Genomic DNA, 13087 nt, shown 5'->3' with positions numbered 1-13087 from the left:
GCCTGAGGCTGAGCCGATGAATTGGTTCAAATCCAGCGTGATAAACCATTGACCACCATGTCCCCAATCCTGATCGAAGACGCGCCGGCAAAAATCAACCTGCATCTTCACGTCGTTGGGCGGCGTGAGGATGGCTATCATCTTGTGGACAGCCTGGTCGTCTTTGCCGCCATTGGTGATCGGCTTACCGCTACGCCGGCGCGAGATTTTTCGCTCTCCATCACTGGACCATTCGCGGCCAGCCTGGACCAAGGCACCGATAATCTCGTGCTGCGTGCCGCCCAGGCACTGGCGGCTGCGACAGGCGTCACTCCATCCGGCCGGGTCATTCTGGAAAAGCATCTGCCCGTCGCCTCCGGGGTCGGCGGTGGATCGGCTGACGCCGCTGCCGCGTTGCGCCTGCTGTGCCGGTTATGGGCGGTCGATCCGGGGCCGGAGCGACTGGGCCTGATTGCCCTGGGATTGGGTGCGGACGTGCCCGTCTGTCTGTTCGACGAGCCGGCGCGCCTGGCCGGCATCGGTGAACGGCTTTCTTCATCACCGACGCTGCCGGAGGCGGGGATCGTGCTGGTCAATCCCGGAGTGGCAGTCGCCACGCCATCCGTATTCAAGGCTCGCATGGGCGCGTTTTCACTGCCAGCGGCGTTGCCCGCGGGCTGGCCGGATGCAGCCTCCCTTGCCGCCACCCTCCATACAATCCGCAATGATCTGCAGCCCGCGGCTCGGCTGATCGTCCCTGTCATCGAGAATGTGCTGATGGCCCTGTCGGCCAATCCAGCCTGTCTGCTAACCCGCATGAGCGGATCTGGCGCGACATGCTTTGGCTTGTATGAAACAGCGTCGGCGGCTCAGGCGGCGGCGCATGCGATCAGCGAGCCCGGATGGTGGGTGTGGGGCGGGGCCATCAGACGTGAGTCTCGCGCGTCGGCGGGATCATAGCACACTACCGGTCCTGCAAGGCATGGCTGCGTCACCGGCTACAAGGAGAGAAAAGTCACCAGATGACGTTTGTGTCGGCAGTCAACGAAATTGGCGTTAATCTGTGGCGTTGAAGATCGGCAAGGGCGCCGCGGCACCGCCTTTCCTGGTGATGGACATCATTGCCGCGGCCAATGCCCGTCAGGCCGCGTTGCCGCCCGGTGCGCCCCACATCATCCGAATGGAAGTCGGCCAGCCCGGCACCGGAGCGCCGGCCGGAGCGGTGGCAGCGGCGCAGGCCGCTCTGAACTCTGGCCATCCACTCGGCTACACCGAGGCCTTCGGTCGGCGCTCGCTCCGTGAACGTATCGCCGCCCATGCCAAGGATTGGTATGGCCTGGATCTTCCTATCGAGCGGATCGCGGTGACGGTCGGCGCGTCCGGCGCCTTTCCGCTGGCATTCCTGGCAGCTTTTGATCCGGGTGACCGCATTGCCATGACATCGCCGTTCTACCCGCCGTACGTCAATATCCTGACCGCGCTGGGGATGACTCCGGTGGTTCTGGAAGCCGGACCGGAAACGCGCTTCCAGCCGAACGTCGCGATGCTGGATCGGCTGGAAGCGCGGCCGGCCGGGCTGATTGTCGCCAGCCCCTGTAACCCGGCTGGGACAATGCTGCACGTCGACGAGCTGGCAGCGATCGCCGCCTGGTGCGACCGCAATGACGTGCGGCTGATCAGCGACGAGATCTATCATGGATTGAACTATGACCATCCGATTGCCTCGGCCGCGCAATTCACTGCCAAGGCAATCGTGGTGAACAGTTTTTCGAAATATTTCTCCATGACCGGCTGGCGGATCGGCTGGCTGGTGCTGCCACCCGATCTGGTGCGGCCGGTGGAACGCCTGGCACAGAACATGTTCATCAGCGCGCCGCATATCTCCCAGGTCGCAGCCGAGGCGGCGTTCGATTGTCATGCTGAATTACAAGGCAATGTCGCGTGCTACCGGCGGTCGCGGGATTATCTTCTGGCGGCGTTGCCGTCAGCGGGATTTAGTCGGCTGTCGCCGGCCGAGGGCGCGTTCTACCTGTTTGCCGACATCAGCGACCGGTCGAACGACAGTGTCGAATTCTGCGCGCGAATGCTGCGCGAGACCGGAGTTGCCGCGACGCCGGGTGTGGATTTCGACCACGCGCGCGGCACCCGGTTCATCCGCTTCAGCTATTGTGGTCCAGAGGCTGACATGCACGCGGCGGCGGAACGGCTGCAAAACTGGCGGTAGACGCGCCCACTCGGCATCCGTACGACCCCGGACCGTCATCGAGGTGCATTTCATGCCGCACCATTGTTAAAGCGCGACTGGTTTAGGTTGACCCAGAACTCGCGCTTTAACTCGATGTTTGATCGCGTGATTCACGCCTTTGACCAAGTCAGCCTCAGGCGATCAAGCTCTAGACTGTCATTAAGTCGCTCTGTTGATCGCGTGCGGCACGCCTCATGCGTCTGCTTCTTGCGTGGGAGCCTCGCCGGCGATCTCTGGTGCGCGTGGCAGCAGAATTGTAAGACTGGTGCCATGGCCGGGTCTGCTGCTCACTCGAATGTCGCCGCCAGACTGGCGGACAAACCCATAAACCTGAGCAAGATCAAGGCCGGACCCTTTTCCGACATCCTTCGTGGTGAAGAACGGCTCGAACAGATGCGCCAGGACGTCCTCTGACATGCCCTTGCCGTTGTCACGCAGGCAAAACGTACCATAATCGCCAGCCGGTAGTGTCGAACCGCTCGCGGAGGCGGCGACCGACTCGTTGCCGGTCGAAATCGTTAATAGTCCGCCGGATTCCATCGAGGCCCGGGCATTTCCCGAAAGGTTACGTAACGCCATCCGTACCTGGCCAGCGTCCGCTAGAACCGGCCATGCCTTTGGGTCAAGCGCCAGCGAGACCTTGGCTGGCGCGCCAACGACGCGCTCCAGCTCCTGCCGCATACTGCTCACCAGCCTGTTTAGGTCGACACGCTCGACATGCAGCTTTTGCTTGCGTGCAAACGCAACGAGTTGCGCGATTAATCTGGCTCCGCGCTCGGCGGCGTTCATGGAACTGTCGATCAGCCGCAAGGTTCGAGGATCCTCGATCCGCAGGCGCATGACCTCCAGCCCCCCCATGATGGCGGTCAGCAGGTTATTAAAGTCATGTGCGATGCCGCCCGTCAGATGGCCAAGAGTTTCCATCTTCTGCGCTTGGCGAAGCTGCTCGGCAGTGCGGTCGTGTTCGGCGATTTCGGCCAGCAGATTCGCGTTTGCCGCCGCGAGTTCGCGCGTGCGATCCGCGACACGCTGTTCCAGATCCGCGTTCACCGCGTCGCGAAACGCGTGTTGCTCCGACCGGTCGTGCAGAATTTTTAGATATCCAGAGATGCTTCCGCCACGGTCAAGCAGCGGCAGCACGCGGCTGCTGGACCAGAACAGCGAGCCGTCACTCCGCTGGTGCCAGCACTCCGACTCGACGTTCAGGCCGGAGGGTGCGCCGCTTGTCGTCTGCTCCGGACGGTCGGCGGCTATATCAGTGTCAGCAAAGATATATTCATGCGACTTGCCGATGACCTCGGCTGGAGACTGGCGGAAGATCATCTCTGCACCGGCGTTCCAGCTTGTGATGCGACCATCCAGGTCGCAGGTAATGACCGCGCACTCTGTCGCGGTCTCAATGATCATGCGGTAGTGCTCGTCATGTTGCCGTGCCTGAATATCGGCCCCACGCAGCCGCAGCATGGCACAGGTGACCGTCATCAGGTCGTGCGGGTCCACCCTGGTTGTCAGACAGCAGTCGGCACCGCCGTTGGGGATGCCGACCTCAGCGGCGCGCATGACCAAAGGGCTTGAGATCTTGATCACGATGATGTCCGGCCACTCAGCCTTTATCCGCTGGCCAACGTCCATGCCATCGATTTCGGGCAATCGTCCGTCCAGCAGCACAAGGTTCGGGTGCTGTTGCGTGATCAGCACCAAGGCCGCCGGGCCGTCATCGGCCTCGATCACGTCCAAATCGGCTGTACGGATTATCTGTGTCCTGATATTGCGCACAGCCGCATCGCCGTCAACGTTCAGAACCAGCTTTCCTGGTTGTGCCAAAGGGTTCATTTGGCGGATTTCCGGTTGTTGCCGAGGCTGTCGCCAAACCGGTCCTCAGCCAGCTTCTGTCCGCTCGTCCAGTGCCGCGGGCGGCTAACGGCTGACCCCGTTTCCCTACCACGGAAAAGGCTGATGCAGCCTATCTGCATCTGACTTGCAAGATCGGAACAGTCTTTACCATTGGCCCGAATAACGCGCCAGCCTCATGACCGGTTGAGGCACAACACAGGGAGCGATAAAGCAGGTCGGGGGCAGGATGATGAAATGGTCCGGCAACATAAGACCATGATTGTTTTGGATTGCATTATCGCTGATGTCCGATCATGGCTTACCTGCTTGTTTGATCGCGTGATTCACGCCTTCAGACTGTTCAGCCTCAGGCGATAACGCTCTGAGCGTCGTTCCCCTGCACACCGAATGCCTGTGTTGCCAACGTAGCAGCGCTGGGCCAGTCTCTGAGTGAAAGGCTTCTCCTCCCGAACAGACACTGTCGCCACCACAGTTCGACTTTTCGCACCAGATCAAGGCGCCAACACACCAATGAGCGAACCGAGCAATCGTTATGACTTGACCGCGGCACGGGCACATGGCCGGCTGGGGCGGGAAACCAGGCCGTCCAGCCTGACGATCGATATTCACTCGCACGTGCTGGTTCCCGCGGCGGCGGATCTGGTGCGGGAGCACATCAAACCTGATGCCCGGGCCAGCGTCTATACCGAGGAAACCCGGATCCTGACGCGTCGACAGGATGAGGATCGGACGCCGAACCTCATTGACCTGGGCCTGCGGATGCGGGATTTTGATGCGATGGGGCTGGATGCCCAGGTGATCAGCCCGGCACCGCCACAATGCTATTATGGCGTGCCACCGGAGGTAGGCATACAGGCGGCGCGGCTGGTGAACGAGGGTGTCGCGGCGATCGCGGCCAAGATGCCGGACCGTATTCCGGCGGCTCTTGGATCGGTCGCGCTGCAGGCGGGCGGTGCGGCGGCTGCTTCGGAACTGGAATACTGCATGCAGTCACTCGGTTTGAAAGGCGTCGAGGTGCTGGCGCATGTCGGCGACCTGGAACTGTCCGATCCTGATTTCGAACCGTTCTGGGCAAAGGCGGAGGCGCTTGGCGCCGTGGTGTTCATCCATCCCAGCGGGTTCACCGAACCTCGCCGATTCGGGCGGTTCTATTTCAGCAACGTGATCGGCAATCCGCTGGATACGACAATGGCGCTGCATCATCTGATCTTTGATGGCGTTCTGGAACGGTATCCTGACCTGAAGATCATTGCCTCACATGGCGGCGGCTTCCTGCCAGCTTATTCCGGACGGATCGACCACGCCTGGGGCGCGCGCAGCGACTCGCACGGCGATCTGCCGAAGCCGCCCAGCTATTACTTGAAAAAGGTCTATCTTGATACGATCGTATTTACGCCGCACCAGTTGGAGGCTTTGGTTAAGCTGTTTGGTGTCGAGAAAATACTGTTGGGCACCGATTACCCGTACGACATGGGCGAGTATGACCCACTTGGTCACATAAATTCCACAACGTCCTTAACGAGTGCTGATCGGGCGGCAATCGCGGGAGGTAATGCGAAGACGCTGTTTGGGTTATAGCCAGCCAAACCGCTTTGGTTCTGCCGCCTCGTCAGCCAATAAAGCCTCAGCAGTTGTGTGGCTGGCGAACTTGCCGCCAATCATGAGGGGTCGTTGTTCTCGGCGGCCGTTCCGCTAACATAGAATGAGTGAGTTTTCCGCCGCTGCTACGACGCCTGCGGCGACGCCGCCAGCAGTTGCTCGATTGGGTCCCAAACAAACGCGGTCTGGGCGATTTTTTCGCCACCGATCTGGATTGATGCTTCCGCGATCGGCTTGCCGCCCAGCCTCTGGTAGAACCAGCGACTGGGATTGTCACGCAGCACCCAGCAGAACGCCGATTTGCAGCCGATATCGACGAGATGGGAGGCGGCTGCACGCATCAGACGGCGGCCGACGCCGCGTTCGCGCCAGTCATCCAACACATATAATGTCTCAACCTCCCCTTCCGCCAGGCGCTTGCCGCCAATTTCCGCATGTCGGGCGCGCCCGGCGGTGGTGAAGCCAACAATACGGGGGCCGCTGCCGGTCGGCACATCGACGCCGGAGGCGGTGGCGACCACGACACCCGTGCCGCCGCGGATCGCCGCGTCATAATGCGCCGCCTGACGGGAGACCGACAGCTTCGCCAGGAAGGCATCCGGCAGAATGCCAGGATAGCTGCTGCGCCAGGCCGCGACATGCACCGCGCCGATGGCGATCGCGTCCGCGCCCCTGGCCTTGCGCAACGAGATCAAGCGGCGCGTTCCAGCACAGCCGCAAAGAAGCCGTCCGTGCCGTGCCTGGCCGGGGTCAGGAAGAGAAAATCACCACCGCTTGGTGCTGGGTTGACCAATGACCAGGCCCGCCACAGCGGGACAACCACGAAATCGGGATGGCGCGAAAGAAAGCCAGACACCTGAGCCTCGTTTTCCTCTTCCAGCAGGGAGCAGGTAGCGTAGACCAAACGGCCGCCTTTGCGAACCAGACTTTGCGCGGTGTCGAGAATCCCGGCCTGCTTCGACACCAACTCACTCAGGTCGCGCTCAACCAAGCGCAGCCGAGCATCGGGATTGCGCCGCCAGGTACCGGTGCCGGTGCAGGGGGCATCAACCAGTACGCGATCAAAGCTGCCGGCGCGCCGCTTCAGCCACTTGTCCCCTGACTCCAGCAAATGGCGCTCCACGTTATGCACTCCGGCTCTGCGCAGCCGGCGGACCGCGCCATCCAGGCGCGGTGATGACACGTCGCAAGCGACGATCTGACCGCGGTTTTCCATCATGCCGGCCAGTGCAAGGGTCTTGCCGCCGGCGCCGGCGCACCAGTCCACGACCCGCATGCCGGGCGTCGCGCCGACCATGACGGCAACCAACTGGCTGCCCTCGTCCTGAATCTCGATCAGGCCCGACATGAAGGCGGGACCCGTGGTGATCGGGCGGCGGCCATCAATGCGCAACCCCCAGGGGGAGATCTCGGTCGGATGCGCAACCCAACCCTCCGCCGCCAGTGCGGCCTGTGCCTGAGCGCGGTCGCCCTTCAGTGCATTGACCCGCAGATCGAGCGGGGCGGGTTTGGCCAAGGCCGCCATCTCCGCGGTCAGGGCGGTGCCAAAGCGGGCAGTCAGCCGGGGTAGCAGCCAGTCAGGAACCTCGAGCCGGATCGCTTCCGGCATGGCGGGGTGATCGAGACTATGGCCAGCAATGCGTTCCAGCACGTTGTTCTCGGGGCGGTGCAGGCCAGAGGCGGCGAATTGGCCGCCGGAATAGGCCCCGCGCACGCCGGACAGCGTCCAACCTTCCAACAGGAGAGAGGTGGCGACCAGAAGGCGAGGTGTCTGTACGGCATCGCCAATCCACCAGCCAAGGCGGCGGCGGGCGCGTAGCACGTTCCAGACGCGGTCCGCGACCGCACGCCGGTCGCCGGAACCAATATACCGGCGGGCGCGAAAGAAGTCGTTGGCAATGGCGTCGGCGGGACGGCTGGATGCCGTCTCCACCGCCTCCAGCAGGTCGATGGCGGCGGCGATCCGCGCGGCGGGGGTCATGGATGGGTTACCGGATCGCTTTGTGTCGCGGCTGGGCCTGTCGCCACGGGGGCTAACTTGGTTGACTGAGGCAGGCGTTTGGCAAGGTATCGCAATCGTCGCACGGGTCAGGTAGACGAACGGACGCTGGCTGGCCACCCATGACTTGTGGCGCGGAAATTAAACGCATCGGGATGGCCAGCCTCCGTCGGGCGTGACATGGCAGAAAGCCGGTGCCCCGGATCCGCTTATGAAAGCATCGACGGGACGCGACTGACGCCACCCCTTCAGCCATCAAATGCAACACCGTCGCCCATCAATCCTGCCGATAATTCGGCGCCTCGCGATCAATTGCAACGTCGTGGACATGACTTTCCCGCAGGCCAGCGCCCGTGATGCGGCGGAAGCGGGTGGCTGACTGCAGATTGGTGATGTCGGAGCTGCCGGTGTAGCCCATCCCGGCCTTCAGACCGCCGACAAGCTGATGCACGACGCTGCTGACCGGGCCCTTGTAACCAACGCGGCCCTCGATGCCCTCGGGAACCAGTTTCAGTTCATCCTTGATGTCCTGCTGGAAATAGCGGTCGGCGGAGCCGCGGGCCATTGCCCCCAGACTGCCCATGCCGCGGTACGACTTGTAGGAGCGGCCTTGGTAGAGAAAGACTTCCCCAGGCGCTTCATTGGTACCTGCAAGCAAGCTACCGATCATGACAGAATCCGCACCGGCGGCGATCGCCTTGACGATGTCGCCGCTGGTCCGCATGCCGCCGTCGGCAATGGCCGGAATGCCCTGCTCCTTGCAAGCGGCGGAGGTTTCCAGTACGGCGGTGAATTGCGGCACACCGACGCCGGCGACGACACGCGTGGTGCAGATGCTGCCTGGGCCGATGCCAATTTTTACCGCATCCACCCCGGCGGCGACCAACGCCAGCGCGCCCTCCGGCGTGGCGACGTTCCCGGCGATCACCTGTGTGGTGTTGGACGCCTTCTTGATTGCCTCCACCGCCCGCAGCACACCCTGGGAGTGTCCATGCGCGGTATCCACGACGACCACATCCACTTCGGCCGCGATCAGTGCGCGGGCACGGGCCTCGCCATCGGCGCCCACACCAGTTGCGGCGGCGACACGCAGCCGCCCGAGTTCATCCTTGTTGGCGAGCGGGTGCGACTCGGCCTTGTCCATGTCCTTGACGGTAATCAGGCCAATGCAGCGATAGGCGTCGTCGACCACCAGCAGCTTCTCGATGCGGTGCTTGTGCAGCAGGCGGCGGGCAAGGTCGGCGCCCACGTCGGCGGTGACCGTGACCAGATTTTCCCGCGTCATCAACTCATAGACCTTCAGGCTAGGCTCGGTGGCGAAGCGGACATCACGGTTGGTGACGATGCCGACCAGGCGGTTGGTTTCGCGTTCGACCACGGGAATGCCGCTGATCCGCTGGGCGGCCATCAGCGCCTTGACGTCCGCCAGGGTCTGATCAGGGTGAATGGTCAACGGATTGACCACCATGCCCGATTCGAACTTCTTGACGCGGCGAACTTGGGCGGCCTGTTCGTCCAGGGTCATGTTCTTGTGGATGACGCCCATGCCGCCAAGCTGCGCCATGGCGATCGCCATCTCGAATTCCGTGACGGTGTCCATGGCGGCGGAGATTAGCGGAATGTTCAGGCCTATGCCGCGGGTCAGCCGGGTCGCCGTATTGGTCGAGGAAGGCAATACCTGAGAATAGGCCGGAATGATTAGAACATCGTCGAATGCCAGGGCTTCCTCCACGCGGGCGGAAACCATTCGGGCGAGACTGGACGCGGGAAGCGTCTGCTGGGCATTATCGAGTGCCATGGGCGGTGAGCCTTTCCGCTACCTTGGCGGCCCCACATAGGGCGACAGGCTGGATTCCGCAAGCGTCGGCTGGATGACAACGCTCAATTCATCGGTTTGCAGCAATGTCATCGCTGCTCGGCCGATGGAGCGTCTGGCGGCGCTGTGCCTGGCCGGGAAACCGAGGCCTGCGGGACGGGGCAGCTCAGCCAGTCGTTGCCCCGCGCGCAAAGGAAGATGGAAGCATTGTTAACGCCTGTCACGAAACCGCCCAGAGCGCCGAGAACGGCGCACAGTGCCGCCAGCGCGGCAATACCTTTCTGAAAGCCGGTCAGGACAAGCGACTGCCTGACCTCGATCCGCCGTCCATCCCAAAAAAGCTGGTCGTGCTGATTAATGCCGAGCCGCCCAAGGTCTTCAAGGCTGATTTGTTCGACGCCGGACGGCCAGTTCAGAGGTTTTCGGCCACTCAAGGCGGACGAGCCACCAACATGGCATCAAGCCGTCGCTGGATCTGCTCCAGCTTGTCCACGATTTTCTCGATTGCCTGATCGTGCCTGGCGACCGTCTGTTCCAAAACCTGAACCACCTCGATCGCCGCAATGAGTTCGTCGATCGTTCTTTTAGCCACCGTTCAAGACAGGCGTACAAGCAGACGATCCGCATTCGCCAACAAGATTTCCGCTCGGCTTCGAAGATCACGTACCATTTGCGCGGCCTGTAGGTGTCTCGCCTGGCTGTTGCTGCTAGTTGATGGCGCGGCGCGGGACGGCGAGGATTTTGTTTTTCGGCTGATAACCACTTTCGACGCCGCCATCTTGGTTTCCCCACGCTTCGACTTCGGTAATGCGGCTCGTCGTGTATCCACCTGTGTCATCCTCTCGGCATGATCATGACAGTGGATAGCATATAGGTCGCATTCGTCGGCTGGCCAAGCCAACCGATCTTCATATCATGGCAGACGACCGATAGAGGGAACCTGTGGTTCGCTAGCTGCTTGGCCAGATAGCCTTTGTCACCGCCATCTGGGGTGGGTAAGTCGTGACGATCCGGCCGTTCTGCCATTGCACGATCATGAGTTCCGCATCGACCCGCCGCCCGGCCGCGTCATATTTCACGTGTTGGCCCGGGAACAGCAGCGCCGGACCGTCGTGCAGGTCGAAGGCACGGATCTGATCGGCCACTGCCTTGCGGTCGGCGCTGCCGGCGCGCTCCACCGCCATGGCCAGCAGCATGATGTGGCCATAGGCCATGATAGGTTCCTGCAGCATCCAGGGTTCCTTGGTGCGAGCCATGTAGCGGCGCTCGATGTCCTCAAGTCCGCGGCCGGCACCGGCGGCGGTGATGATCATCATGCCCTGGACGACAGCCTTCCCCGCGTTGGCGACGAGTTCCGGTGTTGCCCAGTGGCCGCCATTGCCGACCACCGGCAGCTTGCCGCCGCCCATGCCATATTCGGCGAGATTATCCAGGATCATCTTGTCATCCGGCACGTTGGAAGATAACGCCAGCAGGAAATCGGGTCTGGCGGAGCGGACCCGCTGGACCAGCGTCGTGGCGTCCGTCAAGGGTGGGGTGAAGACCTCATCGACCACCGCGGTCAGGCCAAGATCGGCCAGCACATGACTACGGATCGGCTTGAGGAAGCTGACGGTGGAGGCGGTGTTGTCGGCGATGATGGCGACGCGTTTGAGCCGCTTGCCGGTGGCGCGTGCCGCCAGGTCCATGATCGTCGGCAGCGCCTTTTCCGCCTGGTCCACGGCGGTCGGCGAGGACTGGAAGACAAAGCGAAACCCACGGCTGGTGATCAGGTCGGAGTACGACTGGGTGAACCAGGGGATCTGCGCACGCTCGGTCACCTCGGTCACCGCCAGGGTAAAAGTGGACAGCCAGGCGCCAAAGCCGCCCGCGACGCCGGGTTCCTGGGACACCATACGCTGCGCGGCATTCTTGGCTTTCTCCGCGCTATCGCCGGCGTCATATTGGACCAGGCGCACCGGCGCACCGCCCAGCGCCTTGATACCACCAGCCTGGTTGATGTCGTCGATCGCCATCTCGGCGCCCCCGCGCTGCAACTCGCCTTCCCGCGCCCAGGGGCCAGAGAGCGGGCTGATCATGGCGAAAACCACGGACCTCGGACCTTGTGCCTGTGCCACGCTGATCAGCGGCAGGGTAGCGACGGCGGCGAGTGCCGACCGCCGTCGAATCAGGGTAGGCTGTGTCATGTGTTTCTCCCAGCGCCGACGGCCTTTGTCCTGGTCGTGTTACGCTGCGGCAGCACCGCATGGCTGGCGGTTGATGTAAAGTGTGGAGCATTCACTCGCTTAAGCAGATGATTGTGCTTGTTGCTTGGGAAGTATACGATTGGCATCAGGCGGATTCTTGTGCGGGGTTGGACAGTCCGCATCAAGTCCATGTTTGCGTTTGCCGAAGACCGCACGGGCCGATGGCGTGCCCTTGAAGCGGTCGTGGCGCAACGCCGCGACGACAGGGATCGTGATGTCAGTGTCGTTATGACTTTCCGCCTCCGTTATGCACTTCAGACTGACCAGCATTGTGCGAGATGCGGGCATTCGCGATCTCGTGTTACGGCACTCGGCAGGCAACTGCGGCCGCTACACGGGCTGCGGCTTTATGCATACCGGATTGAGGCTGTCGTGCGTGGCTTGGTGCTCAACCGGGCTGACATCCCACAGCTCCTTCAGTAGTCGAATATCGTCGCTAACGGCGCCGTTGTGATCGGCGTTCGCGGGGCCATCAAATGGGTTCCGCCTTCGGCAAACGCACCCAATCCCTAGCGTTAACCGTGCCGCGACAGGGCATTGGTCGAGGCAGTCGCCTTTGCCGCCAGTCGCGGATTTGCAATGCGGCAGGATTAGTAAGCTGGTCAGCAAGCCGCAGGGTTTGCGTATAACCTGTGACGAAAGCCACCAAGCTGAGCGGTTTGATGCATTGCCAATGCCGAAGTGATTGCCGCTGGCACACCGGACGATCGACCCTCACGTTCGATAACTTCTCTCGCGTATGCACGTTGGTATTGGCCGCATTGCGTCTTCCGGCGAACAAGGACCTTGTTTTTATGCTGCGATGCACAATAATGTTTGGCTAACGGTTTAACCGAGTTTGATAGAAGGCGGCCGAGTGATGCGACGACCGGATCAGCGCGAAGACCATTCTCGCGGCTCGTCATTGACGCCCTGGCTGCCGGTTCTGGCGGCGATGGCAATCATGGTAACCGGATGCCTGAGCACTTTTCTGGTGCTGCAACTGGATGAGTTCCGGCCCAAGGTGGGCGACATCGTGGTCTTCAAACCTGGGTCAGAAGACACGGATACCTGGCAGATGGCGATTCCCGCGACCGTTGTCTCCGCTGTGGGTGCATCGGTTACGAACTGTACGCTTGATCCGAATATGATGGCGACGGATGGCGGTAGCCTGGTGGTGGAAGGCCGTCGAGAAGAGCCGGCGTTGTCGTACCGCGTTCACTGGGCTGGCTCGCGGACCGCAAAGGGCAGCGAAACGTGCGGTCCGGCGGCGGACATCACGGTATCACGGACCGATCTACAACGGCTTGCAAATGCCGCGGGCGGCTTTGGGGTCGAAGACAAAGGCATCGTCCGCTGACCCTCTACCG

11 protein-coding genes are annotated in these 13087 nt (G+C 62.1%); 5 read left to right on the top strand and 6 right to left on the bottom strand.

The features are described from left to right. Window positions 1-57 precede the first annotated feature (57 nt). Together ACQY4S_RS11625 and ACQY4S_RS11620 are read left to right on the top strand one after the other, a co-directional pair. Entirely contained in the window at window positions 58-939 is an 882-nt protein-coding gene (locus ACQY4S_RS11625) for a 4-(cytidine 5'-diphospho)-2-C-methyl-D-erythritol kinase (protein ID WP_428486263.1), read from the top strand. A 103-nt stretch (window positions 940-1042) separates the two neighbouring features. Further along, on the top strand, window positions 1043-2203 hold the full coding sequence (locus ACQY4S_RS11620) for a pyridoxal phosphate-dependent aminotransferase (protein WP_428485360.1): 1161 nt from the start codon (window positions 1043-1045) through the stop codon (window positions 2201-2203). Window positions 2204-2416: 213 nt separating this feature from the next. Here ACQY4S_RS11620 and ACQY4S_RS11615 read toward each other — a convergent pair whose 3' ends face one another. Then, window positions 2417-4057 carry an ATP-binding response regulator gene (locus ACQY4S_RS11615; protein ID WP_428485359.1) on the bottom strand — a complete coding sequence of 547 codons (1641 nt, stop codon included), beginning with the start codon at window positions 4055-4057 and terminating at the stop codon, window positions 2417-2419. 531 nt (window positions 4058-4588) lie between these two features. On the opposite strand from ACQY4S_RS11615, the gene ACQY4S_RS11610 reads away from it, so the two are divergent. Then, a complete protein-coding gene (locus tag ACQY4S_RS11610; RefSeq protein ID WP_428485358.1) occupies window positions 4589-5656 on the top strand; it encodes an amidohydrolase family protein in 1068 nt (355 codons plus the stop codon). Between the two features lie 146 nt (window positions 5657-5802). Here ACQY4S_RS11610 and ACQY4S_RS11605 read toward each other — a convergent pair whose 3' ends face one another. The 3 genes from ACQY4S_RS11605 to guaB all read right to left on the bottom strand — a co-directional run bounded on the left by ACQY4S_RS11605 (window position 5803) and on the right by guaB (window position 9423). Then, window positions 5803-6372 carry an N-acetyltransferase family protein gene (locus ACQY4S_RS11605; protein ID WP_428485357.1) on the bottom strand — a complete coding sequence of 190 codons (570 nt, stop codon included), beginning with the start codon at window positions 6370-6372 and terminating at the stop codon, window positions 5803-5805. After that, the gene (locus ACQY4S_RS11600) at window positions 6369-7658 is read right to left on the bottom strand and encodes an RsmB/NOP family class I SAM-dependent RNA methyltransferase (RefSeq protein WP_428485356.1); all 1290 of its coding nucleotides are present in this window, start codon (window positions 7656-7658) and stop codon (window positions 6369-6371) included. Before ACQY4S_RS11600 ends, ACQY4S_RS11605 begins: the two co-directional genes overlap by 4 nt. Window positions 7659-7953: 295 nt before the next feature. Beyond that, entirely contained in the window at window positions 7954-9423 is a 1470-nt protein-coding gene (gene guaB, locus ACQY4S_RS11595) for an IMP dehydrogenase (protein WP_428486262.1), read from the bottom strand. Window positions 9424-9578: 155 nt separating this feature from the next. Here guaB and ACQY4S_RS11590 point away from each other — a divergent pair, with 155 nt between their 5' ends. Next, window positions 9579-10004 (top strand): hypothetical protein, encoded by a 426-nt coding sequence (locus ACQY4S_RS11590; RefSeq protein WP_428485355.1) that lies wholly within the window; start codon window positions 9579-9581, stop codon window positions 10002-10004. A 438-nt stretch (window positions 10005-10442) separates the two neighbouring features. On the opposite strand, the gene ACQY4S_RS11585 is transcribed toward ACQY4S_RS11590, so the two are convergent. Both ACQY4S_RS11585 and ACQY4S_RS11580 read right to left on the bottom strand, forming a co-directional pair. Next, complete coding sequence (locus ACQY4S_RS11585) at window positions 10443-11678, bottom strand: ABC transporter substrate-binding protein (protein WP_428485354.1); 1236 nt, start codon at window positions 11676-11678, stop codon at window positions 10443-10445. A 99-nt stretch (window positions 11679-11777) separates the two neighbouring features. After that, window positions 11778-12008 (bottom strand): hypothetical protein, encoded by a 231-nt coding sequence (locus ACQY4S_RS11580; protein WP_428485353.1) that lies wholly within the window; start codon window positions 12006-12008, stop codon window positions 11778-11780. A gap of 589 nt (window positions 12009-12597) precedes the next feature. Between ACQY4S_RS11580 and ACQY4S_RS11575 the strand changes: the two genes are divergently transcribed. Next, window positions 12598-13077, top strand: coding sequence for a hypothetical protein (locus ACQY4S_RS11575; protein WP_428485352.1), 480 nt, complete (start codon window positions 12598-12600; stop codon window positions 13075-13077). Window positions 13078-13087: the final 10 nt, after the last annotated feature.

The sequence above is a fragment of the Rhodopila sp. genome, from assembly GCF_965276935.1.
In the GTDB taxonomy this organism is placed as follows: Bacteria; Pseudomonadota; Alphaproteobacteria; order Acetobacterales; family Acetobacteraceae; genus Rhodopila.
The sequence above is the reverse complement of the archived record's forward strand: the minus strand, read 5'-3'. Positions and strand labels throughout refer to the sequence as shown.

Coding starts and splice junctions, on each gene's coding strand:
- ACQY4S_RS11610 (WP_428485358.1), top strand. CDS start 4,589: ATGAGCGAACCGAGCAATCGTTATGACTTGACCGCGGCACGGGCACAT.
- ACQY4S_RS11625 (WP_428486263.1), top strand. CDS start 58: ATGTCCCCAATCCTGATCGAAGACGCGCCGGCAAAAATCAACCTGCAT.
- ACQY4S_RS11600 (WP_428485356.1), bottom strand. CDS start 7,658: ATGACCCCCGCCGCGCGGATCGCCGCCGCCATCGACCTGCTGGAGGCG.
- guaB (WP_428486262.1), bottom strand. CDS start 9,423: ATGGTTTCCGCCCGCGTGGAGGAAGCCCTGGCATTCGACGATGTTCTA.
- ACQY4S_RS11590 (WP_428485355.1), top strand. CDS start 9,579: ATGTCATCGCTGCTCGGCCGATGGAGCGTCTGGCGGCGCTGTGCCTGG.
- ACQY4S_RS11575 (WP_428485352.1), top strand. CDS start 12,598: ATGCGACGACCGGATCAGCGCGAAGACCATTCTCGCGGCTCGTCATTG.
- ACQY4S_RS11615 (WP_428485359.1), bottom strand. CDS start 4,057: ATGAACCCTTTGGCACAACCAGGAAAGCTGGTTCTGAACGTTGACGGC.
- ACQY4S_RS11580 (WP_428485353.1), bottom strand. CDS start 12,008: ATGCTGGTCAGTCTGAAGTGCATAACGGAGGCGGAAAGTCATAACGAC.
- ACQY4S_RS11585 (WP_428485354.1), bottom strand. CDS start 11,678: ATGACACAGCCTACCCTGATTCGACGGCGGTCGGCACTCGCCGCCGTC.